Origin of the sequence: Emergencia sp., assembly GCF_048465375.1 — a bacterium.
Taxonomy (GTDB): domain Bacteria; phylum Bacillota; class Clostridia; order Peptostreptococcales; family Anaerovoracaceae; genus Senimuribacter.
Genome location: NZ_DBFWLQ010000011.1, coordinates 133,892 through 157,340, shown reverse-complemented (window position 1 = coordinate 157,340; position 23,449 = coordinate 133,892). Strand labels below are relative to the sequence as shown.

Genomic DNA, 23,449 nt, shown 5'->3' with positions numbered 1-23,449 from the left:
AAGATAATACAAATAGTTCATGTAGAGAAAGGAGGAAAGCATATTACAACTTGATTTTGACAGCAAAAGCCTGCCGCATCGGCTTTTAACGTCTCAATTACATAACAATATGCGATTTCTAATATGAAGAATTTCAGGTTTTCAACAACAATCAGTGTAGCCGCTGCATTCTGCGCCTACTTCATCGGTTCAGGTTTTGCTTCAGGCCAGGAAGCACTGCAGTATTTTGCCGCATATGGCGGTTTCTGGCCAATTCTCATTCCCCTGATTGTATTCGCCTGTCTATGGTTTTTCTGGTCCAAGATCGGATATAACTCATGGGATATTCCAGAAATAGACGCACCGGCTGATGCCTACGATTACTTCTGCGGATTTAAAGGAGCAGCCAGAGTGGCGGACGTTTTGACAATCATCATCACCGGTCTCTTCAGCTTATCCATGTTTGCCGGCTGCGGTGCAACCTTAGAGCAATATTTGGGAATCCCCCAGTGGATTGGCGCCATCGGCCTTGGAATCATCGCCTACGCCGTAATCTGGTTTGGTCTTGAAAGCGTCACAAACGTACTGAGCTGCGTGGGACTGATCATCATCGGTTTTGTCGTATTAATCGGCGTCTACTGCTTCGCAGTCCAGGGCCCTGGCGCAATTACAGACGGCGCAGAGAAAATCAGCCAGTATGTGGACAACAGCGATATCTATATTGCCAGTGTGTTTGGCATTAAAAATCCGCTCCTGTCAGGCGCATGGTATTTTGGCACCTTCATCGTGACAGGATACGCCTTCATCGTAGCCCAGGGCAAGCGATTCCGCAGCTACAAAGAAAGTAATATGGCTTCGCTCTTTTCTGCCATCCTGTTTACATTGGGACTATACATGATTACTGGCGCCGTGTTGGCCAACATCGACCACATTGTAGAAGTCAAAGCACAGATCCCGCTTCTTGCCGTCATCGACAATACCCTGCCAGTTCTACAGCCAGTATTTGCATTAGTCGTCGTGGCAGGCATCTTCACGACAATTACGGGTTATTCCTGGACCATCGGAAGAAGATTTGCAGAAGACAAGACGACCAAACAGAGGCTGATTGTCGGCGGCCTGATGATCATTGGCATCCTGGGCGGCGCCTTCATTCCATTCAGCACCCTGGTCAACTGGATTTCGCCGGCATCCGGTCTGCTGGGTTTGATCATCGCCGTATACATGACGATCGGTGCAATCGCAAAATCAAAGAGCCGTAAAAAGGCAGCGTAAAGGAGGAAATTATGGTATCTGAAAGAATCAACAGAATGAAAGAAAAACAGAGAAACACGGTCCCTACGTTCAGTGCAGAAAGGGCGAGACTGGCTACAGAGGCCTATGAGAAATTCGGCGGCGAACCCAACGTACTTCTAAAAGCCAAGATGCTGGACTATATTGTCACCAATATGACCGTCTATATCGACGATGATGATCTGATCGCCGGCAACTATACGGACCGCCCCCGGTGCGCACCGATTTTTCCGGAATTCGCATCCCAGTGGATTTTGGACGAAATTGATACCTTTACCACCAGAACTCTGGATCAGATGACTGCGGAAGACGGCATAAAAGAAGAGGTCATTGAAATTCTAAAACGATGGGAAGGCAAGTCCTTTGATGAGGTTACTGCCGGAGTGTGCAGACCGGAGGCCATTGAAGCGATGAACTCCGGCATCCTTTCCATCGGTGGCTTGGAAACCAGTACAGGTCACATCCTGCCTAACTATTTCCGCTTGTTTGACGGCGGTCTTGCCAGTGCCATCCAAGCGTGCGAAAAGAACATCAATGAGATGAAGGTGGCAAAGAAAGAGGACCAGGAAAAAGTGGATTTCTGGAATGCTGTCATCATTTCCTGTAGGGCCTGCATCAAATTTGCCCACAGATTTTCTGTGCTGGCAAAAGAGATGGCCGCAGCGGAAACAGATGAGGGGAGAAAACAGGAGCTTCTGGTTATCGGCGAAAACTGTGCCACTGTGCCGGAAAATAGTCCGCAGACCTTCTGGCAGGCCATCCAGTTCGTCTGGTTTATCCATATCACCCTCTGGATTGAAAGCAACGGACATGCCAATTCCTTCCCCGTATTTGACCGCTTGATCAATCCGCTCTATGTAAAGGATCTGCAGGAGGGCAATGTGACAGAAAGAGAAGCCTTAGACATCCTGGAATGCTTTTTCATTAAGAACACAGACATCCTCAAACTGAGAAATGCCTTTTTCAGCGAGAGCTGGGCTGGCTATCCGGTTTGGCAGAATATGATTATCGGCGGCATAGGGGCAGACGGCAAGGACGCCTGCAATGAGGCCACCATGCTCCTTCTGAAAGCAAATGAGGAAGTGCAGAGTTCCCAGCCTACCATGTCTCTGCGCTATCATAGACATATGTCTAAGGCAGTATTTGACAAGGCCATTTCCATGATACAGAAGGGACTTGCCACACCTGCTTTCTTCAACGACCATCTCTGCATTCCTCTCGTTCTGGCAAAGAGCGACGGTATCAACATCGAAGATGCCAGAAACTGGGGCGTCATGGGATGCGTGCAGCCTATGGCTGCCGGAAAATCCGACGGAAGAGCCCAGGTGGGCACGGTCAATCTGCTGAAATGCATCGAATTTGCCATGCACGACGGTTTTGACCCGCAGACCGGCAAACAGACCGGTCCGCACACTGGAAAGTTTGAAGAATTCGCCTCTTATGAAGACTTCTTCCAGGCTTTCCTGACTCAGGTGGATCATTCCTTCGACTTGATGATCAATGCCTATAATTCCGTAACGGCTATCCACGCAACCCGTCAGAATATGCCTTTTGCTTCTATGTGTGTGGACGACTGCATCGCCAAAGGCACCACCCTGCAGCAGGGCGGCGCCAAGTACAGCTATTCAGGTGCCTTGGCAGACGGGCTGGCCAATGCCATCGACTCCCTGGCCGCAGTGAGAAAGTTTGTATTTGAGGACAAGATTATCACGCCGCAGGAGCTGCTCTCCGCCTGTGACGACGATTTCGCTGATGAAGTTCTGAGACAGAAGCTGCTCAACAAGGGGCCGAAATATGGCAACGACATTGATGAGGTGGATCTGATCGGTCATCTGATTATCAAGCACATCAACGAGATGATTTCCACTTACAGGGATAGCCGCGGCGCCAGATTCTGTTTTGATATCGAGTCTCAATCCTATAATATCGTGCAGGGAAAATGCGTCGGCGCCACACCGGACGGGCGCAAGGCCTTTGCCCCTTTAGGTGACAACGTGTCGCCGGTCATGGGCAGAGACATCAGCGGTCCGACGGCAACTGTACTATCCGTTGCAAAGATAGATCAGTTCTACACCACAGACGGAACCCTGTTTAACATCCGTTTCGACCCGAGATCCATCGCAGGAGAGAAGGGCAGGGAAGTCCTTGGCGGCGTCGTGAAGACTTACTTTGACAACTACGGCGAGCACATTCAGATCAACGTGGTCAGCGATGAAACCTTGCGAGAGGCGCAGAAACATCCGGAAGACTATAAGAACCTCTTAGTTAGAGTTGCCGGGTATTTAGCCTACTTCACAGAACTGGACAAGAACGTGCAGGACAATATCATCGCACGTACGCTGCACAGCTGTGATTGTTAAGACGGAGCAATATGATGAATAAGAACGGTAAAGAATTGATCGGCGGTATTCAGAGGTTTTCCACAGAAGATGGTCCGGGAATCCGTACCACGCTGTTCTTTAAAGGGTGCCCGCTGCGCTGTAAATGGTGTCATAATCCCGAACTGATCGATTTTGACTTTACACTCATACACACAGGCAATCAATGTATTGCCTGTGGCGAGTGTACCGCCATCTGCCCGGAAAATGCCATTCACATGGGAATTGAAGGGGTGCAGATTGATAGAAAACGGTGCAGGAGATGCGGAAAATGTGCGGATAATTGCTGTACAGGAGCTATGCGGCTTGTAGGCATGCATAAAACCGACGAGGAACTGCTGACCCTGCTGACGAAAGATCGAGGCTTTTATGCAGAGACGGGAGGGGGCATCACCTTCAGCGGCGGCGAGGTGACCAGCCAGGCTGCTTATGCACTGCGGCTTTTAGAAAAGTGCCGGGCAGCCGATTTGGATGTGGCCATCGATACCTGTGGCTGCTGCGATTATGAGCAGCTGCAAAAGCTGTGTCGGGGAGCAAAGACCGTGCTCTTTGATCTGAAGTGCATGGATGAGGAACGGCATAGAGCATTGACAGGAGTAAACGATAACTTAATTTTAGAAAACCTGGAAAAGCTCAGCTGTCAGCCGGATATTCACGACAAAATCGTCATCAGGCTGCCCCTGATTCACAGGTTCAATGATGGAGAGGCTGACATGAAGGCGATTTGCAATCTGCTGCATCGCCTTGATTTTAAAAAAGTTGACGGCCTGCCTTATCACAGCCTGGGAGTAGCCAAAGGGAGAAACATCGGTGAACCGATGGCAGAGTTTGAGACGCCGCCCGATCAGCATCTGGATCAGATTGCAGCCTGGTTTCAGGAGGAGAATCTCCATATTCGCATCATGGGCAGGGATAAGAAATAGGTGAACTGTATGACGTATACATTTTGTGTTGACTTTGGCAGTACCTTTACAAAGCTCTGTGTTTTAGACCTGGCGAGGGGCGAACTGGTCATGACCACGAAACATCCCACCACGGTGGGAACGGATGCCAGTATTGCTCTTCTGGCAGGTCTTGCGCAGGCGAAAAGATATGTGGGAGAGAAAGGCGTAAAGGAAGGAAAGATCGTTACCAGCAGCAGCGCCGCCGGGGGTCTTCGCATGGTAGTTGTAGGACTGACCAAACGATTCAGCCTCCTAGCCGGAAAAAACGTGGCATTAGGGGCAGGTGCAAGGATTATCAAGACCTATGCAAATTATCTGACGGAAGAGAATGTGTGTGAAATTGAGAAAATCAATCCGGAGATCCTTCTGCTCTGTGGCGGCATCGAGGGGGGCAATGTGGACCGAATCCTCTATAATTCCAAAATGCTCAAAGAGGCTGATATCTCCTCTTATGTGGTCTACGCTGGCAATCAGGAGGTTGCTCCATATATCAGGCAGGAACTGGTCACAAACTCCATTCCCTGCTATATGGCAGAAAATGTGTTTCCTGCCTATGGACAGCTCAACGCAGCGCCAGCGGGAAACATCATCAGACAGCTGTTTATGGAACGGATTGCAGGCGCCAAAGGGTTGGCCTCCGCCTTTCCCATTATCGGACGGGTACAGATGCCGACACCGGCGGCAGTCCTGGCTGGTGGACAGTTGCTGGCCCAGGGAACTGATAAAGAGTCAGGCCTGGGCAGTCTGATGGTCTTTGATGTGGGAGGAGCCACCACCGACGTGTATTCCTATATGGAGGAGACTGGATGTGGTGCAAAACATGTCGGTTCGCCGGAACCTTTTGCCAAGAGAACTGTGGAAGGAGATCTGGGCGTGCGATCTTCCTGTCTATCCCTGGCAGAAGCCATGAATCTGACGGCAGGTGCAAAGCGGGCTGGCAGGTCAGCCGAGCAGTTTTTATCCGATTGCAGGAGACGGGCAGCAATAGGGACTTACGTGCCGGATAATGAATTTCAGAAGGAAGTGGACGTTGTCTTAGCAGAAGGAGCCGTGGAAATCAGCGCCCGCAGACACTGCGGGAAAGTGACCAACGCCTACGCCAGGGAGGTCAGTGAAACCTTAGAAGGAAAAGATTTGCGAGAAATTGGCAGCATGGTCGGCACTGGCGGACCCATCATTCACAGCGGCAATCCGGCTGGTCTCCTGAGCCAAGCACTGCGCAGACCGTGGGAAAAAGAATTGCTGCTGCCTGAAGAAAGCAAGTTTTATCTTGATAAACGATATATTTTATATGCTATAGGCCTCTGTGCCGGCATCAATCCTGCCGGTGCACTGCATATTGCAAAAGAAAATATAGTGGAAGTAGATTGAGGAAAAGAGAATGAAAGCATATTCAAAACAGGATTTTATTACTACTGAATTTCCGTCGGTACAGAAGATGATCGAGCTGGCAAAGGAGATCAGCAAAGACTGGGAATACGGACAAACAGCCTTCTGCCGGGAAAGGGGCGTAGACTCGGAGAGGGCGTTCAAAGAACAGTGCAAGACTGAGAACAGAATTTCCAGACATGCCGCCATCGGCTATAACTCAGTAGAAGAGACCTGCAGCGCAATGAAGTGGCTTTATGAGGAACTGGAAAAGAAAGACTGCACCTTGGATCGAGTAGGTGTGTTGCTGGACGTTTCCATGGGCATTTCAGATGAATATAAAGACCATGCCATGGTCGGCTCTGGATTGGTACTGCACAGCGAAGAGGAGTGGGTGACCTTGGGACAGGCAGCGCCGTTTATGATTCACTTCGGAGACAATATGATTGGCTCCCTGAGAAGTCTTGAAAATCTCAAACTGGCCTTTAAAGCGGGAACGACATCGGTGGGGAATTTCTCCCAGTATTTCAGTTACAGCTATCCATTTCAATATGATATGAACAAGAGAACCCTGGATGCCTGTCTGGCGATTTGTATTATGGGACTTAACAAAGAAAGAGGCATGGTCATGCACTCCAACCTGGACGACGGCTTTGCCGCTGCCTTTAACGATTTGGTGACGGTTCTGGCATGGGCAAGGGTTGAGAAATATCTGGCCGAGGACTTGATGAAGGCCAAACTGGGCCACTGCTTTGGAAATCTGTTCAGCAGTCCGATCTTACGAATGACCTTTTCCCTGGCTCTGGATGAAATCAACGGCGGGGATTCCTGCGGCACCATGATTTACGGAAATACGACGGATTACACCAGGGATTTCGTCAGAAACAACGCGGTAGTAAATGGTTATATCATTGGAGACATGATCGGTCAGATTCACAGGCCTACCGGCCATGCCATGAGTTCGGTGCCAGTATCGGAGGCAGCCAGGATTCCCACCAAAGAAGAGATTTTGGACGCCCAAGTCATGAGCAACGAGATTGAGCGCTATGCCAGAGCTTTTGAACCCTATATTAATTGGGCCAAGGTTGAAGAGGACAAGCAGCTACTGCTGCAAGGAGCCGACGTAGTTTACGGCAATATAATGAGAGGCCTTGCAGACATGGGTATCGACATGAAGAACCCGGCGGAAATCATGATTACCTGTAAGGAACTGGGACCTGAATACTTGGAACGATCTTTTGGTCTGGGAGAACCCTCTGAGGAATACGCCAATGGCAGAAAACCGATTTGGCCGACAGATATGGTACGTAGTCTGGAAAAAATTCAAAATCAGTGTTTCCGGAACTTCAATCCAGATAAATCTGATCTGGCCGGGCTGAAGGTGATTCTCTGCGCCACAGACATTCACGAGTTCGGCAAGGTGGTGGTGGGCAATGTTCTGCGCAGAGCCAATGCCAGAATCATTGACATTGGGAGAGATGCCAGCCCTGGCGAAGCCGCTGAAATGGCTTTGGAGACAGACAGCCACGTGATTTTGGTCAGTTCCTATAATGGAATCGCCAGAACCTTTGCCAAAGCTCTGCTCCGTCAAATGGAAGACCTGGGGGTAGAGGCCGAAATCTTTATGGGCGGTCTGCTTAACGAAAACGACGAAGGCGGCAACATTCCAGTGGACGTGACTGAGGAACTGGAAGTAATGGGTGTGCACTGTGTAAAAGAAGCAGAAAGCCTGCCGGCGGAGATCAAAAGAGTTTTTGCTTAAATAGTCAGAGGCGGTTATTCTCATAAAGGGCTGTAAAATCCACTTGTAAAAAACCACTAGATATGCAATAATTTCAGTAGTAATACAATCGGAGGGAAATATTATGATGGATAACCGCAGCCTAACGGATAGAACGATAAAGGAACTTACAGAGATGATTACTGTGAAAAAAACGTACAAGCCGGGTGATAAATTACCCAATGAACTGGTACTGTCGGAAGAACTGGGGGTGAGCAGAACCACCCTGAGAGATGCAATTACCTATCTGACATCAATCAATGTTCTTGAAAGAAAACGAGGAAAGGGTACCTTTGTAATCGATAATGAGGCGCTGCGCGATGATTATGGTTTTAACGAATTAAATTTTCTGCAGGTGAAACTGAAAGACCTGTATGAAGTGCGGCTGATTGTAGAGCCTGAAATGACAGCGATTGCAACCAGAAAAGCCACAGAGGAGGATCTGGAAAAAATCATCAAATATACGAAAATGATTGAAGCGACACTTGAAGAGGGTGATTTCACAGCAGATATGAATAAGAAGTTTCACAACGCCATTGCTATGGCAACCCACAATGAGTTCATCATCAGGCTGTACGAGAACATCAGCACGGCTACGGTGAAGGCGTTCAATGAGGAGAGCATCATTCAAAAAAATAACGAGGTGCTTGTCATGAGCCATGGCATGATAACAGAAATGATGAAGTGCAGAGATGCAGAAGGAGCCAAACTGGCCATGAGGCTTCATATCAAGCAGTCAATCGACTTCTATAATTTGAAAATCTAAGACGAATTACAAGAGATATGCAGAAGCAAAATCTATGGAGGACAGACATGAAAAATGTGAACAAGAAAATTGTGTTTTACGGCGGGGGCAAAATGGCTGAAAACATCATCAGGGGACTGATTAAGAATGAGACGATGAATCCCGATAATATTACGGTGGGTGAGATGATGCAAGCGCGCTGCAGCTATTTGGCGGATACATATGGTGTAACAGCAGTTACCGATGCATCAGAGGCAATAAAAGAAGCCGACATGGTATTGATCGGGGTCAATCCGCCACAGATTCCCAGTGTGACTGGCGCACTGAAACCCGTTCTCAACGAGGATACCATAGTGATGTCCTTTGCTTGCGGCGTGGCCATCAAAGTCTTTGAAAATCAGCTGGGCAGTGATAAAAAGGTCGTAAGAATCGTACCTAACACTCTCAGTCAATCCGGATATGGATATTCCTTGGCGCACAGCAATGGAAACCTGGACGAAGATGACAAAGCTTTCGTCGACCAGCTGCTCCATGGTCTTGGAAAAGTGCTCTATATGGAGGAAAGCAAGTTCGACAGCTTCCAGGGCTATGGCTGCACAGGTCCGCTTTGGATATATAAGTTTGTAGAGGCGATGATTGACGCGGGGATTTATGTTGGCTTTACCCGGGCGGAGGCTCGAGAACTGATTCTTGAAAACATGCTGGGTACAGTAAAGATTCTTCAGGAGACGGGGGCATCGCCTACTGCCAAGATTGAAGAACTGACCTCGCCTGGCGGCGTGACCATTGAAGCCCTCCGAGCCTTACAGGAGAATGGCAGCTATATGAGACCTACCATAGCTTCTATGGAGGCAGCCGTAAAGAAATGCGCCATTGTGGCATCGTAATAATAAGGAGGATGAAGGATGAAAAAATTTGATTTACTAGTGATGGTGGACAATACCGGCATTGCAGAGTTTGCATTGCCGGCGTTGCAGTTGTTGGCAGAACGGGTGGTTTGTCACGATGATTTTCCCTCTGATCAAGAGGAGATTTTAGGGAGAATCAGAGAAGCGGATGCTGTTCTCGTATCCTGGAACACCAGATTGACGAAGGAGGTTCTCTCTCAGTGCCATAAGCTGCGTTACATCGGACTTTGCTGTACTTATTTTGACGAAAAAGCTTGTAACGTGGATATTGCTTGCTGCAGAGAAAGAGGAATCACGGTGACGGGAGTCAGCCACTACGGCGATTACGGCGTGGTGGAATACGTCATCAGCGAGTTGATTCAGATGGTGAAGGGGCTGGGTTCCATTTCCTTCTATGAGGAGCAGAGAGAACTGCGCCACATGAAACTGGGTATCATCGGTCTGGGAACCGTGGGAACCATGATTGCGGAGGCGGCAGCGTTTTTCGGCATGGAGGTCGCTTATCACAACCGCAGCCCAAAAGCAGATTGCCCGTATCCATACTTGGAAAAGAGGGAGCTGCTTCAACGCAGTGATGTCATTCTGGTCAGCATTCCTAGAAATCAGATTGTCATGGAAAAAGAAGACTTCCATCAGCTGGGAAATCATAAGATTTTTATCAACGTAGGGGTGGGTCCTTCTTTTGATCAGAAGGCTTTTGAAGAATGGATCGATGCGGGGAACTATGGTATTCTCGATGCAGGATCGATCCATAAGAACTGCCGTCAGTGGTACGAAGGGCAGAAACGGATATCTCTATCCGGCCAAGTGGCGGGGTTTACCTATAATGCCCGCCAGCGACTGGCAGAAAAAGCTGTTAAAAATATCGGAGAGTATCTGGCTTAGAGTTCATATTTTTCGAGCATGCGGTAGAAGATTCGGTGAGATTACGCCGATCAGTTCTGCCGCTTGTTTTTTAATATGTAGGCAATATAGAAGAAGTCGATATTGACCGAATATCAAGGGGCGTACCTTGCGAAGCGTCGCCCCTTGCGGGCGACATATGGAAATAGGTAACCTCTGGACTAGATAAAAGGCCGCCGAATGGCAGCCTTAAGGATGGTATCTGTTTATTCAAATGCATTTACTTTTTCGAATGAAGCGATGACTGATTTCATGACTGCTGTAGAAAATCCTTCTTCCTGCAGCACTTTCAGTCCTTCGATGGTTGTTCCGCCAGGTGAAGTCATCTGATCCACCTTGACGGCTGGATGTTCTCCAGTTATTTCCAAGACGCCTGCCACACCTGCCATGTTTTTAATCGCAATATTGCGGGCATCGGTGCGGCTGAAGCCTATGTAGACACCAGCGTCAATCAGTGCCTCTGCCATCTTATATAACCACATCGGTCCTACATTGCTGAATGCAGTAAAGGTATTGAACATTTCCTCTCTGATGTGCATCACCTGTCCCAGGGCATTGAGGGCCTCATCCACCAATGCTTGATCTTGTTCTGTACAATTTTCGTTGAATGAGGCAGCGCTATAGCCGTCACCCGACTGATTGAGGGTGTTGGGCATGACGCGAACAACCTTTTTATCACAGCCTGCGATATTTTCCACCGTTGCAATCGTTACACCGGCTGCAATGGACATGATGATCGTTTTTTTACTGACTAATGGTTTTAGCATCTTTGCTACTGTCGGTACTTGGGGCGGGTTGACCGCAATGATTATCATATGGGCTTCTTTAATTGAAGCTTCTGCATCCTTCGTCGCCGTTACACCATAGGTCTTCGTCAAGTATTCACAGCGGTTTGGAACCAATTCATTAACAGTAATGTCTTCAGGATGATTTACTCCATTCTGAAGCAGCCCTCGCATAATTCCTTCTGCCATGTTGCCGCCGCCGCAGAAAACAATTTTTTTGCTCATTTCATCTCCTCGTTTCATATTATTTTACACGTTCTTCCAGTCACTTTTTCTACCCTTATTATATCTATTGACATTCCTGTTGTCAACTTATATTTGTTGTCATACAACAAAAAAGTGTGATATTACTTCTAGAATAGCAGGCTGTAGAAGGGTATGTCGGACTGTAGCCGACTATATCTGACTATATCGGGGCAGCCTGCCATGTCCGCCTAGATATACAGAGTCGATTTGCGCAGGTTAGATACTTTGAAGTGCTTCCTGCCATGTTTTATTAAAATTGGCTGAGTGTCTTGCGGAACTCCCTTTGCAAAATAGGTCAAAAATCAGTCATTTTATAGTTAGTGGAAAATGGTGCGCAATGTAGATCTTGGTAAAGCAGGAAAACATGGCGTTTTAAAAGAGAAACACGATGTTCTGCGCAAGTGATAACCTGATTTCTGAAAGAACATGGCGCGTGACCTGTCAGACGCGCAAGTGGTTGTGTGAAATTGAGGTTATCATGGCGCGGAAGCTGTCGGGCGTATCCTCGAGCTGTCGGGTAGCCCGGAGACAAGCCAAGTAATCCGGAAGGCAGACAACCTTTACTTGAGATAGGGCTGTCTGACACCGGCAATTATTTTATTCCGATCAACTTTGACTTCCTGGAGCAGAGGCAGTATTTGATCGACAATGGTCTGGTTGATGATGCGGCTGCTGAAATCACCCCTGTTGTCATCCATGGTCAAGATTAAGTTGCTGCCAATGGTAAGCCCGTTTTGCTGAAATAAATTCAACTTTCTCGCACAATCATCGCAGTAACTCTTCTTCGACAGGAGTCCCCAATGTTCCCAAATCTTCCACTCTCCGTTAGGAAGAAGAATACGAAAATCTGGATATAGAATAATGCTGCCGGCACATGTGAATGCTTCCTCATAATGAAAGGGGACGCAGTACGAAAATAACGTGTTGGCTAACAACTGCTCTGACTTGGAACGAACCAATTCCCCGTAATCTGTCTCGTGTACATGAGATTCTGGGTCATAGGGGCACTTTTTATAAGGTGTGGTGAGACGTTCTTCTAGTTGATGCTGTTTTCGTAAAGAAAGCGCATGCTGATATTTAGGCGCACACTCCTTGACGATTTTATCAGGATTGACAGACGTGTAGGCTGTGCGAGCCTGCTCTAAGCTGGGCAGGTTCTTGCCAATGGTTTTTAGGGTGCGGCTCTTAATTTTTTTCTCTGTCAGTTTGAAAATGAGTTCTGGCTTATTTGTAATATTGATCTGCTCCTGCTTTGCTATTTTACCTTGTTTCTCCTCAAAGACCCAGTAATATGTAAAACTGCGGGCTCTTTTTCTCACCATCAAAAAACCTTTTGGAGCGCAAGCTAAGTACTCTTCACAAATGGCAGAAAGCTTCTTTTCTCGCATGATTTCCATATCTAATGATGCTGTTACATGATCCATAATAACCTCCTTTAAGTTCTAATTATGTAAATATTTTACATTTAGAATTGACGCAAGTCAAGAGTTTTTCCAGAAAATTCTAACTACCAAACAAAAAGTAATAAAATCTGAAAAATAATTTGACATTGCTCGTCGAATTGGTTACAATGAAAAGTGTAAAGAGGCAACACAGAGTGAGGGATTTTGATGAAACAGATATTAACAGAACTTCTGAAAACAAAGAAAAATTTTGTCTTTGTCGGAGAGGCGGGCAGCGGCAAGAGTGAAATTGCTATCAATTTTGCTGTCAATTTGGCGAAACTCAGCGATAAGCCTGTGCATTTCTTCGACGTAGACCAGACCAAGCCATTGTTCAGATCCAGAGACGTGAAGGAAAAGCTGCAGGCAGAGAATGTGCAGTTTCACTACGAAGAACAATTCTTTGATGCGCCAACCATTGTAGGCGGTGTTAGAGAACATTTGATGGATGAGAATGTCATCGTAGTCATCGACGTAGGCGGCGACCACTTGGGAGCCAGACTGATCGGCGGCTTCGCACCCATTCTGAACAGAGAATTTACACAGAACTTCTTTGTTATCAATTCCTACAGACCTTGGTCGAAAGATTTGGTGGCAATCGACGGCACCATGGCTCGGGTTTTGGGTATGGCCCACATCGAACTATCCAACGTCTCCATCATGAGCAACCCCAATGTAGGTTTTACAACCACCGCCGAAGAGGCTGTGAGCGGCAACGAGAAGGTCAGCAGTCTGATCGACGAATACTTCTCGGTAGACTACATGTGTGCAAGAGAGGAGATCTGCCCGCAGATAAAAGACAAAGTGCAGATTCCGCTGCTCCCCATAAAGTTATATCTTACATATGAGTGGAGCGAATAAATTTATCAACAAACCCACAATTACAATAGAGGGTTATTGAATAGAAACTCAATTTCTTATACGGCGATTGAGAAATTGAGGCGAGAACCATTATACGACTAAATCCATCCAATCGTGCTTCGTGCGTACCACTCGCACTCTTGGGGATTTACAGCATAAGGTCTCCCTCACAATTTCTAAAGAAATTGGGGCGAGAACCATTAGGAGGTAATCAAAAATGGCAAAAGGAAAAGTAGAAATTAGAGCAGAGAGCTGCAAGAGCTGTGGCTATTGCGTCAAATTCTGCCCTAAAAACGTACTCGCAATTGGCGACAAAGTTAATTCAAAAGGCTATCAGTATGTTGTCGCAGCAAATCCGGATGATTGCATCGGCTGCGCGTCATGCGGTGTTGTATGTCCAGACGCAGCAATCGAGGTTTATAGGGAGGTTTAGAAAATGGCAAGAGTATTTATGAAAGGCTGCGAAGCGATTGCAGAAGCAGCTGTTAGAGCAGGTTGTAGGTTCTTCGCCGGCTACCCGATTACACCACAGAATGAAATTCCGGAATATTTCTCAAGAAGAATGCCGGAAGTAGAGGGCGTTTTCGTACAGGGAGAAAGTGAAGTCGCATCTGTAAATATGCTTTATGGTGCAGTTCAGACAGGAACCAGATCCATGAGTTCTTCTTCAAGTACAGGTATCAGCCTTTACAGTGAAGGCGTATCCTATTGTGCTGCTGCACGTTTACCGATCGTCTATGTAAACGTAGGCAGAGGCGGCCCTGGTATCGGCGCAATCCAGCCGGCACAGCAGGATTACCTGCAGGCGACAAAGGCCTCCGGAAATGGCGGTTTTGAGATGATCGTTTTGTCACCATCTACGGTCCAGGAAGCTGTCGATATGACTTACGAAGCATTTGATCTTGCTGAAAGAGATAACAACCCGGTATTAGTTTTGACTGATGGCGTCATGGGCACCATGATGGAGCCAGTTGAACTTCCTCCTATGAAGACTGCAGAAGAAGTTGCTGCAATGAAGGAAGCACGCCGCAGTGTATCTGCAGTAGGACATAAGCCGGAAGAACAAGTGAGAATTCTTCCAGGCGGTGTTGGCGGCAGTTTTGAGCCTGTCAATATGGCAGCAGCTGAATTATACAAGTCCTGGGTAGACAAAGATGTCAGAGTGGAAGAAATCATGATGGACGATGCAGAAATCGTTCTAACTGCATATGGAATCTCTGGCCGTATTGCAAAGGTTGCAGTAAAAGAGCTGAGAGCAGAAGGCATCAAAGCTGGAATGATCAGGCCGATCGCAATTCATCCGTTCCCTTACAAATCCTTTGAGAACCTTGATTTTGACAGAGTAAAAGGCATCCTGGATGTAGAAATGTCCATCCCGGCACAGATGGTATGGGATATCGACCATGCCGTTCATGGAAGATGCCCAATCAAAGAATGTCTGCGTTCAGGCGGAGAACTTATGACAAAGGAAAGAGTCATGAGAGCAGCTCGTGAACTGGCAAAGGAGGTATTATAATGGAAAAGGTATATAAGAGAACCATTGGTATCAAGCCAGATGCAGTATCTGGTTTCTGCCCTGGCTGCATGCACGGAACCATACATAAATTGATCGGTGAGGTTTCTGAAGAACTGGGCATGTTGGACAAATTAGTTCGCTGTGAAGGCGTAGGCTGCTGTGGACTGGGACAGTTGTATGTAAGCCACGACTTGAACATCTCTGCACACGGAAGAGCTTGTGCAGTAGCGACAGGTCTGAAGAGAACAAGCCCGGAATCATTGGTTTATACATATCAGGGAGACGGCGACTTAGCCTCCATCGGATTAGGTGAAACCGTTTCTGCGGCAAACAGAGGTGAAAATTTCACTGTTATCTTTGTCAATAACGGCATTTACGGCATGACAGGCGGACAGATGGCACCGACCACTTTGATCGGTATGAAAGCGACTACCGCACCTAAGGGCAGAGATCCGAAAGAACATGGCTATCCTATTCACATGTGCGAAGTGCTGAATCAGCTGACAGCGCCATATTATCTTGAAAGAACTTCCTGCAATACGCCGGGCAACGTTCGCAAGACCAAAGCGGCTATCAAAAAGGCGTTCCAGTATCAGATGGAAGGGAAAGGTTTCTCCATGGTAGAAATCGTTACTTCCTGTCCGACCAACTGGGGACTGAACGAAGCAAAGGCGCTTGACTTCTTAGAAACGGATATGCTAAAGGAATTCCCTCTGGGAGTATTCAGAGATAAGGCAAAGGAGGAATAATCATGGAAAGAAATTTACTTGTTGCCGGATTCGGCGGACAGGGTGTCATGATGCTGGGAACTCTTTTGGCAACAGCAACCTGCGAATCAACAGATAAACACGTTACCTATTTCCCATCCTACGGCGCTGAGATGCGTGGAGGAACAGCAAACTGCTATGTCGTCATTTCTGACGATGAAATCGGTGCGCCAGTTATGGAAGCGATGGAAGACATGATCGTCATGAACGATCCTTCCCTGCACAAATTCCTTCCAAAACTGAAAGCGGGCGGAACATTGTTCATCAACAGTTCCATCGTAAAATCCAAGATTGAAAGAGACGATATCACCGTTGTAGAAGTTCCTGTAACAGAGATGGCTCTGGAGATGGGTAATCCAAAGGTACTGAACATCATCATGCTCGGTGCATACATCGGATATACTGAAGTCGTTTCTGAAGACGTCATCTTAGAGGGCATCAGAAACAAAATCGGTAAGAAAAAACCGCAGCTGCTTCCACTGAACGAAGAGGCTTATGCAAAAGGTCTCGCAATCGGAAAAGCTGCCAGAAAATAGTATATACTGCTAACACGGGCCGGCGCGGATGCGTCGGTCTTTTGTCGTTATAAATGTATGATAAGGCAATATTTGAATAGGCCGTGAAAGTGGCTGACAGAGCAGACTGGAAAATTATAACAAGATAACAAATGTTCTTGAATCGCTAGTAAAAACATCGTATAATGAAACCAGAATTGAAGATTGGGTAAACCTGTCGAAAGGCAGCGACACAAAGCTATAGGGCCTTCCCCTTTACGGATGGCAGCCAGTTGCACAGATTATTTGAGTTCGTTCATAGAAGAATGAATTCTGTTTTATTGCGCAAAAAGAGCATGTGCTGCGGCCATGCTCTTTTGTTTTTTAAGAAAGGAAACGTTATGAAGAAATTATTACTAGCATTTCTCTGCATTGCAGTGGTCATGAGCTGCATGCCGACAATGGTGTTTGCAGGGGTAGGAGAGTCACTGAACCCAGATGTTTTGACTGTCAAGATGGGGACGGAAAAAGACAATATGACTCCTTTGACTACAGAATACAGTCCGTCATTTGGAAGCAGTCAGTATTATAACTTATCAATTACAAATAAGTGTAGCCTGGATCAGAAGCAATATGTGTATTTACAGGTAGAGTGTAAAGAGGAATATAAATATGATATATCAGAGAAAATATCAATCTCTTACCAGATTGGGGATCAATATTATGAGATAGAAGAGCCAACTGCCATTGACAATACTAAGATTACAATACCAGCTAGTCAATTGAGACTACAGAATTATGATGATTATGATATGTTTATTATAACTGTAAGATATTCGGATTTGACATATTACTATAAGGGGTATTTTAAAGATCTTTTCACCTCATCTTCTGATACGTATGATAAATATGATTTAGAAAAGTGTATCGGGTACTATACCTCAGAGGGAAAAGCACCTATCGGTATCTTTAAAAATAGCAATGGAGAAGTGAAAGCAAGGATTTATGATGAGTTAGACGAGAAGGGTAATCCCGTAATTAGTAATCTATCTTCTTTGGTCGTTCAGGACAAAGACGGGAATAGAAAATCTGAAATTTTAACTCTTGGGTATTCGGTAAACGCAGAATTTAAATTCTTGGGAAACTCTCTTATTGTATTAAAAAGTGACAAATATCGCAATAAACCGGATAAGGATAAAACAGGCGACATAATCAAAGATACGGTCTATACCAAGGCTACAGCTTCTGTTGCCGCAAATGCGAATACAGGCAAATCCTATCCGTCCCTGGAGCAAGCTGCGGCAGAGGCAAAAGGTGAGGAGAGGATTCAGCTCTTGACAGATACGACGACTAATCAGAGCGTAATTGTTAGGAATGACATTACTTTGGATTTGAATGGCAGAACAGTTACAGCCGCCGGAGGTTTAGTTCGACCATTTTATTTGTCTCAACAGGGGGAATTGACCGTTGAGAACACAGGCAGTTCCGGTGGCATCATGGTCAACGTAAAACCAATCAATGCGCAGAAAGCGCTGAACTATGCGGTGGATTATACGACACTCAACTTCGCACCAGGTAACTATGAAAAGCTGGAAATCAGAAATAGGACTATCGATAAGGTCATTGATGATAAGGAAAAGGGTAGATATAGGAGGTCACTGAAGCATATTTCCTTTGTAGGACAACCAGATGCCAAACTGAAAAATATAACAGTAGAGCCGGGACATAATGCTACAGATAAGAAGATGGTCAATTATGTAACAGGCGAAGATATCGTGGTAAATGAAGCCGATGGCTATATAGGCCGAATTGATTTATCAGATATTATTTTTGATGGCCTATATTTTGTCAACAGTGAGAATAAACCGGGTATAGACTTAGCTTATTGGGGGAATGACCCAGGTGGTGCAAGCTATGGGACTGTGGACAATCTGGAAATTAAAAATTGTCACTTCGATTTGTCTAATTCGGGGAGCAATGCGGCAGCCATTAAAATTGTCGAACAGGGTTATCATACCTTTGGCAGGATCAGAATTCAAGATAACATCGTTGATCGAGCGTTTCAGGCGATTTATCTAGCGGGATGTGGGGATCATACAGAGGTTTCCGTTAGCGGAAATGTATTCAAGAATACAGTTCATAATGCTGTTGCAATGCAAAGTACAATCGACTTAGTTCAAAACACACAGCAAGTAATTCATGATAGCAGGATAAGAGGCAAAATTACTGTAGAATCCAACATAATAGAAAATGCGTCAGATAGAGCCTTTCGACTGGGGCAGGTTCTGGCTTCTGCGGACATCAAAATCAACAACAACATCATTTTGAACTCGGGCGATGCAGATGGAGAACTGATTAAGGATGTATCGATTGAAACCGGTGCCAAGATCGACCTGGAGCACAATTATTGGCAACTGAAAGAAACAGTAACCCTGGATAAGGCGATTGCAGGGAGTTTGCAGACACCAACTTCCACAGGTGTCGTTTCTGGCACCTTCCCACAGGATGTCAGCCAGTACGTTGCCGAAGGCTATGAGTGTGTCAGCGATGGAACTGGCAAATATGCGGTCAAGGAGATTTACAGACCAGTAATCGTGCCGCCTGCTAAGCCAGACGTGACGACGGACGACACTGGAGAAACGACAACTACTAAGACAGAGGCACAGACTACGACTAGCGGCAATGAGACGACTGCAGTAATTACTGATCAGACAGCAAAGAAGCTAGTTGAGCAGGCAATCGAGAAGAAAGCTGACGAGGTGGCCATTGAAGTTCCAAAAGGCAGCGGATCGGTAATAAAGGCGGAGCTTCCAGCGGAGACGATTAAAGAAATCGCAGAGAAGACAGATGCATCGCTGACAATCAAAACTGCCAGTGCAGAAGTTTCCTTTGATAACGAAGCGCTAGCTGCCATCTCTAAGGACACAGAAGGGGACAAAGTCACTGTTATCGCCGAGGTTGTGGAAGAGCCGACTGAGACGCAGAAGAAAATCATTGGAGAAGACAGCGTTTTGCTGGATTTGAAAGTGGTGCATGCAAATGGATTGATTACGGACTTTGGCGAAGGAAAGGCCACTATTGCGATTCCGATTCCACAGCAGCTCCTGGGTAAAGAAATAAAAGCGGTGTATTTAGCGGACGACGGTACCTATGTGACACTGTCAGGCAAGGAAGTAGCAAAGGAGGGGAAGTCATATTATGTGTTTGAGACCGGACATTTTTCCAGCTATGCCCTTGTGGATACAGAGACAGTGGATCAGTATTCTGCCAGAATCAAGAAAGGTGTAAAGGGCACCACTATCAAGGCGTCTTCCGTTGCGAAGAAAGGCTCTATTACAGTCAAATGGAAAAAGTCGGGAGGCTTTAAAGTTGACCATTACCAGGTTTTCCGCTCCACGAAAAAGAACAGCGGGTATGGAATAAAGGCTTTCTATACCACAAAAACGGGTACGCAAAAATCCTATAAAAATACGAAACAGTTAAAGAAGGGCAAGCGCTATTATTACAAGATAAGGGGCGTCAGGACACTGGACGGACAGAAGATTTATACCAAGTGGTCCAACAAAGCGATCAGAGTCGCAAAATAAATAATTCACTTGACACGAGCCTCCTACAGTTGTAGTATACAATTAGATACTACAATTGTAGGAGGTGTTTTTATGCGCAGATTATCCGAAGCGGAACTGACTGTTTTGACGGTACTCTGGGATGGAGATGGCTTTAACCTGGGGCAGGTGGTAGACCAGTTGAAGCCGATTACTGGCTGGAGCCGCAATACGGTGCATACGTATTTGACTAGAATGGAAGGAAAAGGACTTGTTATCATAGACCGCAGCAGAGACCCTCACCGATATAGGGCAGGTGTCAGCCGAGAGAATTGTGCCAAAAATGAGCGCCGCAATTTGCTTGAGAAGGTATATGGGGGTGCTGCGGGCGATCTTGTGGCCGCCTTTTTGAAGGAATCGAAGATAACAGAAGAGGAGCGGGATGCGCTGAAGAAGCTGCTTGACGAGATGGAGGTCTGAGATGACAAATATATGGGAGTTTTTGCTGCAGACAGCGGAAGTATCTATAACAGCTGCAATTATTTTGATTGTGAAGAGGCTTTTTGCCGACAAGCTATCGCCTAGGTGGCAATATGCGGTCTGGATTTTGTTAGCGTGCAAAATTCTTTTGCCAGCCCGGTTGATGGGGCGGTATTTGAGCGTGACGCTGGCAGCAGGGATAGAAGCAATCAAAATGACGGCAGAATCGACTCTCTCCTCGGCTTACAGCCAGCAGTGGATCCCCATCGGTCAAAATACATCTGTTTTGCCTTTTGTTAATAAGGCACCAGAGTCTGTCACGGACTGGCTCTTTGTCTTATATGTGACGGGGGTGTTGATTTCATTATTGTACTATGGTCTGTCCTATGTGCGGCTGCGCAGGATTCTGCGGCGCAGCAAGAGGGCAGAGGCGGTACTTCTGAAAAAGGTGGAAGAGATTTGCGCGCGATATGCCCTCAGCGGCTGTGAAGTCGTCACAGCAGAAGGAATTCCTTCTGCATTTGTCTGCGGCTTTTTCAGACCACTTTTGGTAGTTCCAGAGGGGGCAGATATTGATGAAAAGATTTTGCTCCATGAGCTTCTGCACAGGACCTATGCGGATGCTTTGCAGAATGCATTTTGGTGTATCCTGCGGGCACTGCACTGGTGCAATCCGTTTCTGCAATATGTCTTTCATCGCATCGGAAACGACATGGAGAGTTTGTGCGATCAGAGGGTTTTGGAGGAACTGGAAGGGGAAGAGCGCCGAGCGTATGGCAAAATTCTGCTTTCTATGACGGATGAGAAATATGCCAGGGCTCCGGGTACGACCTCTATTTCCAATGGCGGAAAAAACATCAAAAGGCGCATTGAAGCCATTGCCCGCTTCAAGAAATATCCCCGTGGGATGGCGTTGGTTTCGGTCTGCGCTTTGATCGTGCTGGCGGCGTCAATCTTTGCCGGAAGTGAGGCGAGCGGCTACGAGACGGATTATCCTGACCTGACCGATTATCGTTCAAAGGTGATGATGGCGGAGGCGAGGATGAACGGATGCACGACGCCGGCAGGTGCGATTGATACTTGGGTCAAGGGCAAGGTGTTCAATCTGCCGAGCTATCTGGCGGCTGTGACGCCTAGCGGCCAACAGGAAGAATTACATAGACAGGTGGAGAAAGGAATGGATTTTTCTTCTGCTATTTCTCATGGGCTGAAGGACGTTCCGTTCTCCGACTATGCGGTATATAACCTGCAGAAAGAAAATGAGCATTGTTATACGGCTCTGGCAGTGATCGAGGGACAGGAGGGATATGAAACGCGGCCCGTACTGACAATCCCTTTGATGATAGAAAAGGATAACGACTGGACGGTAACGCAGAGCGGAAAGATGAACATATATAAATCTCTTTCAGGCATTGGGATTTACTGGGGGTTTGAGGAACTGCCGGGCGCTGTGACATCGGAGGGCAAAGGAAAGACGGGAATCGTCCGTATCAAAGAGCAGACCATCCGTACAGTGGATAATCAGACACAAAATCAGGAGGATTTCTTTGCAGACATGATGGGGAATGGATATTCTTTTGATGTGCGCGCCAAGCGGTCTGCGAAATTTTCCATGGAGAGAATGTTCGTCTGGGGCCAGTATCAGGACTGTAGAAGTGAAGCGGAGCAAAGTAACGTCAAAGTGATTGGAATGATGGCAGCTGTACTTAAACACATGTCTGACGATATTTCAGCGGATCTCATAAAAGAAGAATATCTTGGACAGGAGACCAGTGGGAACAGCAGTGACGGTGTCGGGTATGATTACCGGTATATAGAGCAGCCTTGGGAGGGAAATTTTGACGGGCTGAACTTTCTTTTGTGGGGTTCATCTGATAGTGAACTCGCTAGTTTTGAAGGTTTTGAAACTAGAATTTACCAAGACGGCAAACTGCTGGATACTTTGAGGATCAAGAGGGGGGCGAAGCTATGAACTACTTGAGTGCCATTGGGAAGATCAGCTGGGGATATATTTTCATCTACATCAGCTTGAACCTTGGAACGATAAATATCTTTCCCGCCTGGGCAGGTTTTCTGCTGATCTATCTGTCATTGGACGCAGTGGCAGAGATGCAACCATCGGCAAAACTGCTGAAACCCTTTGCCCTGCTTTTGCTGGCAGAAGATCTGGCAGAATGGGTGCTGAACATATTTTCTATGACACCAGATTTGTATTGGATTGACGTGTTCGCCAACGTGATCATCCTCTATTTTCACTTCCAGCTTCTGACGAACCTTGCGAACATCGCAGAAGGTCAGGGATCTCAGTACGCAGAGAGACTGAAAAAGCTGCGCAGTGTACAGACGGTATTTATGACGGTGATAGCGTTGATTCCCGTCAGCAAGAGAGCTGCGATCACTTTGGCAAAAAGCGGTCTCGTTGTCTTTGGCATCGGACTGTTCGGCGTAATCGTAATGCTTGTTATTTGCGTGACGCTGTTTCAGTACAAAAGGGAACTGAGAGGGATGGAGCAGAACGCTTCATTGGCAGCGGAATGAAGCACTCTGCAGACTGTGCTTTTAACCCCTATTGCTGCAAAAAAATGCGAAAGCACCTAAAAAATCTGTCTTCTGCAAAGGGAGTCTATTTGCGACGATGGCTGTAACCGTTGAAACTTCGTGGTATCCTTCGCTCAGGCCACCATTACAGCCTCTCAACGGCCAGGATATTTAGGTGCTTTTGGCCTTTTTTGATAAAATGACAGGTAAAACCGTATCAAGGGCAGCTTACCTGATCCCTCTGGTTACCTGGCTCGCCATCCGTGTCTTTGCGTGATACTGCTTCGCGCCAAGATTTGAACAGCGGTTGAATAGAAGTGCGTAATAGGGTGGAAACTGATATTGACAAAATACCTGGGGGGGGGTATACTGTAGAAGAAAGAATTAAATATTTGGTAAAGCTGTCGAAAGGCAGTGACACAAAGCTATAGGGTCTTCCCTTTACGGATGGCAGCCAGTTGCACAAATTAGGTGGTTCTA

At 46.7% G+C, this 23,449-nt stretch carries 19 protein-coding genes and 2 riboswitches; of the genes, 17 read left to right on the top strand and 2 right to left on the bottom strand.

Features of this window, described 5'->3' with window-relative positions:
- Positions 1 to 123 precede the first annotated feature (123 nt).
- The 8 genes from ACMQ5W_RS09865 (at position 124) to ACMQ5W_RS09830 (ending at position 10,277) form a co-directional block, all read left to right on the top strand.
- Positions 124 to 1,251, top strand: coding sequence for a hypothetical protein (locus ACMQ5W_RS09865; protein WP_419025033.1), 1,128 nt, complete (start codon positions 124 to 126; stop codon positions 1,249 to 1,251).
- 11 nt (positions 1,252 to 1,262) lie between these two features.
- Positions 1,263 to 3,629, top strand: a complete 2,367-nt coding sequence (locus ACMQ5W_RS09860; RefSeq protein WP_419025032.1) for a glycyl radical protein — start codon at positions 1,263 to 1,265, stop codon at positions 3,627 to 3,629.
- 11 nt (positions 3,630 to 3,640) lie between these two features.
- Positions 3,641 to 4,570: a glycyl-radical enzyme activating protein gene (locus ACMQ5W_RS09855; RefSeq protein WP_419025031.1), complete on the top strand. Its 930-nt coding sequence runs from the start codon at positions 3,641 to 3,643 to the stop codon at positions 4,568 to 4,570.
- A 9-nt stretch (positions 4,571 to 4,579) separates the two neighbouring features.
- Entirely contained in the window at positions 4,580 to 5,962 is a 1,383-nt protein-coding gene (locus tag ACMQ5W_RS09850) for a glutamate mutase L (RefSeq protein ID WP_419025030.1), read from the top strand.
- A gap of 10 nt (positions 5,963 to 5,972) precedes the next feature.
- Positions 5,973 to 7,721, top strand: coding sequence for a cobalamin B12-binding domain-containing protein (locus ACMQ5W_RS09845; RefSeq protein ID WP_419025029.1), 1,749 nt, complete (start codon positions 5,973 to 5,975; stop codon positions 7,719 to 7,721).
- 103 nt (positions 7,722 to 7,824) lie between these two features.
- Entirely contained in the window at positions 7,825 to 8,505 is a 681-nt protein-coding gene (locus ACMQ5W_RS09840; RefSeq protein WP_148491352.1) for a FadR/GntR family transcriptional regulator, read from the top strand.
- Between the two features lie 47 nt (positions 8,506 to 8,552).
- The gene (locus tag ACMQ5W_RS09835) at positions 8,553 to 9,371 is read left to right on the top strand and encodes a pyrroline-5-carboxylate reductase family protein (RefSeq protein ID WP_419025028.1); all 819 of its coding nucleotides are present in this window, start codon (positions 8,553 to 8,555) and stop codon (positions 9,369 to 9,371) included.
- An 18-nt stretch (positions 9,372 to 9,389) separates the two neighbouring features.
- A complete protein-coding gene (locus tag ACMQ5W_RS09830) occupies positions 9,390 to 10,277 on the top strand; it encodes an NAD(P)-dependent oxidoreductase (protein WP_419025027.1) in 888 nt (295 codons plus the stop codon).
- A gap of 224 nt (positions 10,278 to 10,501) precedes the next feature.
- On the opposite strand, the gene proC is transcribed toward ACMQ5W_RS09830, so the two are convergent.
- Positions 10,502 to 11,305, bottom strand: coding sequence for a pyrroline-5-carboxylate reductase (gene proC / locus ACMQ5W_RS09825; RefSeq protein ID WP_419025026.1), 804 nt, complete (start codon positions 11,303 to 11,305; stop codon positions 10,502 to 10,504).
- Positions 11,306 to 11,886: 581 nt separating this feature from the next.
- Entirely contained in the window at positions 11,887 to 12,750 is an 864-nt protein-coding gene (locus tag ACMQ5W_RS09820; RefSeq protein WP_419025025.1) for a hypothetical protein, read from the bottom strand.
- Between the two features lie 186 nt (positions 12,751 to 12,936).
- Between ACMQ5W_RS09820 and ACMQ5W_RS09815 the strand changes: the two genes are divergently transcribed.
- From ACMQ5W_RS09815 to ACMQ5W_RS09775, 9 genes are all read left to right on the top strand, one after another.
- A complete protein-coding gene (locus tag ACMQ5W_RS09815; RefSeq protein ID WP_419025024.1) occupies positions 12,937 to 13,629 on the top strand; it encodes a hypothetical protein in 693 nt (230 codons plus the stop codon).
- A 217-nt stretch (positions 13,630 to 13,846) separates the two neighbouring features.
- The gene (locus tag ACMQ5W_RS09810; RefSeq protein WP_067535446.1) at positions 13,847 to 14,062 is read left to right on the top strand and encodes a 4Fe-4S dicluster domain-containing protein; all 216 of its coding nucleotides are present in this window, start codon (positions 13,847 to 13,849) and stop codon (positions 14,060 to 14,062) included.
- Between the two features lie 3 nt (positions 14,063 to 14,065).
- Positions 14,066 to 15,145 carry a 3-methyl-2-oxobutanoate dehydrogenase subunit VorB gene (gene vorB, locus ACMQ5W_RS09805; protein WP_148491362.1) on the top strand — a complete coding sequence of 360 codons (1,080 nt, stop codon included), beginning with the start codon at positions 14,066 to 14,068 and terminating at the stop codon, positions 15,143 to 15,145.
- Positions 15,145 to 15,894 carry a thiamine pyrophosphate-dependent enzyme gene (locus tag ACMQ5W_RS09800; RefSeq protein WP_148491364.1) on the top strand — a complete coding sequence of 250 codons (750 nt, stop codon included), beginning with the start codon at positions 15,145 to 15,147 and terminating at the stop codon, positions 15,892 to 15,894. Before vorB ends, ACMQ5W_RS09800 begins: the two co-directional genes overlap by 1 nt.
- 2 nt (positions 15,895 to 15,896) lie before the next feature.
- On the top strand, positions 15,897 to 16,448 hold the full coding sequence (locus ACMQ5W_RS09795; RefSeq protein ID WP_148491366.1) for a 2-oxoacid:acceptor oxidoreductase family protein: 552 nt from the start codon (positions 15,897 to 15,899) through the stop codon (positions 16,446 to 16,448).
- 176 nt (positions 16,449 to 16,624) lie between these two features.
- Positions 16,625 to 16,707: riboswitch (cyclic di-GMP riboswitch) on the top strand.
- A 100-nt stretch (positions 16,708 to 16,807) separates the two neighbouring features.
- On the top strand, positions 16,808 to 19,993 hold the full coding sequence (locus ACMQ5W_RS09790; RefSeq protein WP_419025023.1) for a hypothetical protein: 3,186 nt from the start codon (positions 16,808 to 16,810) through the stop codon (positions 19,991 to 19,993).
- A 72-nt stretch (positions 19,994 to 20,065) separates the two neighbouring features.
- A complete protein-coding gene (locus ACMQ5W_RS09785; protein ID WP_419025022.1) occupies positions 20,066 to 20,431 on the top strand; it encodes a BlaI/MecI/CopY family transcriptional regulator in 366 nt (121 codons plus the stop codon).
- A gap of 1 nt (position 20,432) precedes the next feature.
- Complete coding sequence (locus ACMQ5W_RS09780) at positions 20,433 to 22,403, top strand: M56 family metallopeptidase (protein WP_419025021.1); 1,971 nt, start codon at positions 20,433 to 20,435, stop codon at positions 22,401 to 22,403.
- Positions 22,400 to 22,969, top strand: coding sequence for a hypothetical protein (locus ACMQ5W_RS09775; protein WP_419025020.1), 570 nt, complete (start codon positions 22,400 to 22,402; stop codon positions 22,967 to 22,969). The genes ACMQ5W_RS09780 and ACMQ5W_RS09775 overlap by 4 nt, the downstream gene beginning before the upstream one ends.
- A 384-nt stretch (positions 22,970 to 23,353) precedes the next feature.
- Positions 23,354 to 23,435, top strand: a riboswitch (cyclic di-GMP riboswitch).
- Positions 23,436 to 23,449 lie beyond the last annotated feature (14 nt).

Coding starts and splice junctions, on each gene's coding strand:
- ACMQ5W_RS09775 (WP_419025020.1), top strand. CDS start 22,400: ATGAACTACTTGAGTGCCATTGGGAAGATCAGCTGGGGATATATTTTC.
- ACMQ5W_RS09795 (WP_148491366.1), top strand. CDS start 15,897: ATGGAAAGAAATTTACTTGTTGCCGGATTCGGCGGACAGGGTGTCATG.
- ACMQ5W_RS09800 (WP_148491364.1), top strand. CDS start 15,145: ATGGAAAAGGTATATAAGAGAACCATTGGTATCAAGCCAGATGCAGTA.
- ACMQ5W_RS09855 (WP_419025031.1), top strand. CDS start 3,641: ATGATGAATAAGAACGGTAAAGAATTGATCGGCGGTATTCAGAGGTTT.
- ACMQ5W_RS09840 (WP_148491352.1), top strand. CDS start 7,825: ATGATGGATAACCGCAGCCTAACGGATAGAACGATAAAGGAACTTACA.
- ACMQ5W_RS09785 (WP_419025022.1), top strand. CDS start 20,066: ATGCGCAGATTATCCGAAGCGGAACTGACTGTTTTGACGGTACTCTGG.
- ACMQ5W_RS09830 (WP_419025027.1), top strand. CDS start 9,390: ATGAAAAAATTTGATTTACTAGTGATGGTGGACAATACCGGCATTGCA.
- ACMQ5W_RS09820 (WP_419025025.1), bottom strand. CDS start 12,750: ATGGATCATGTAACAGCATCATTAGATATGGAAATCATGCGAGAAAAG.
- vorB (WP_148491362.1), top strand. CDS start 14,066: ATGGCAAGAGTATTTATGAAAGGCTGCGAAGCGATTGCAGAAGCAGCT.
- ACMQ5W_RS09790 (WP_419025023.1), top strand. CDS start 16,808: ATGAAGAAATTATTACTAGCATTTCTCTGCATTGCAGTGGTCATGAGC.
- ACMQ5W_RS09850 (WP_419025030.1), top strand. CDS start 4,580: ATGACGTATACATTTTGTGTTGACTTTGGCAGTACCTTTACAAAGCTC.
- ACMQ5W_RS09845 (WP_419025029.1), top strand. CDS start 5,973: ATGAAAGCATATTCAAAACAGGATTTTATTACTACTGAATTTCCGTCG.
- ACMQ5W_RS09780 (WP_419025021.1), top strand. CDS start 20,433: ATGACAAATATATGGGAGTTTTTGCTGCAGACAGCGGAAGTATCTATA.
- ACMQ5W_RS09860 (WP_419025032.1), top strand. CDS start 1,263: ATGGTATCTGAAAGAATCAACAGAATGAAAGAAAAACAGAGAAACACG.
- ACMQ5W_RS09865 (WP_419025033.1), top strand. CDS start 124: ATGAAGAATTTCAGGTTTTCAACAACAATCAGTGTAGCCGCTGCATTC.
- ACMQ5W_RS09815 (WP_419025024.1), top strand. CDS start 12,937: ATGAAACAGATATTAACAGAACTTCTGAAAACAAAGAAAAATTTTGTC.
- proC (WP_419025026.1), bottom strand. CDS start 11,305: ATGAGCAAAAAAATTGTTTTCTGCGGCGGCGGCAACATGGCAGAAGGA.
- ACMQ5W_RS09835 (WP_419025028.1), top strand. CDS start 8,553: ATGAAAAATGTGAACAAGAAAATTGTGTTTTACGGCGGGGGCAAAATG.
- ACMQ5W_RS09810 (WP_067535446.1), top strand. CDS start 13,847: ATGGCAAAAGGAAAAGTAGAAATTAGAGCAGAGAGCTGCAAGAGCTGT.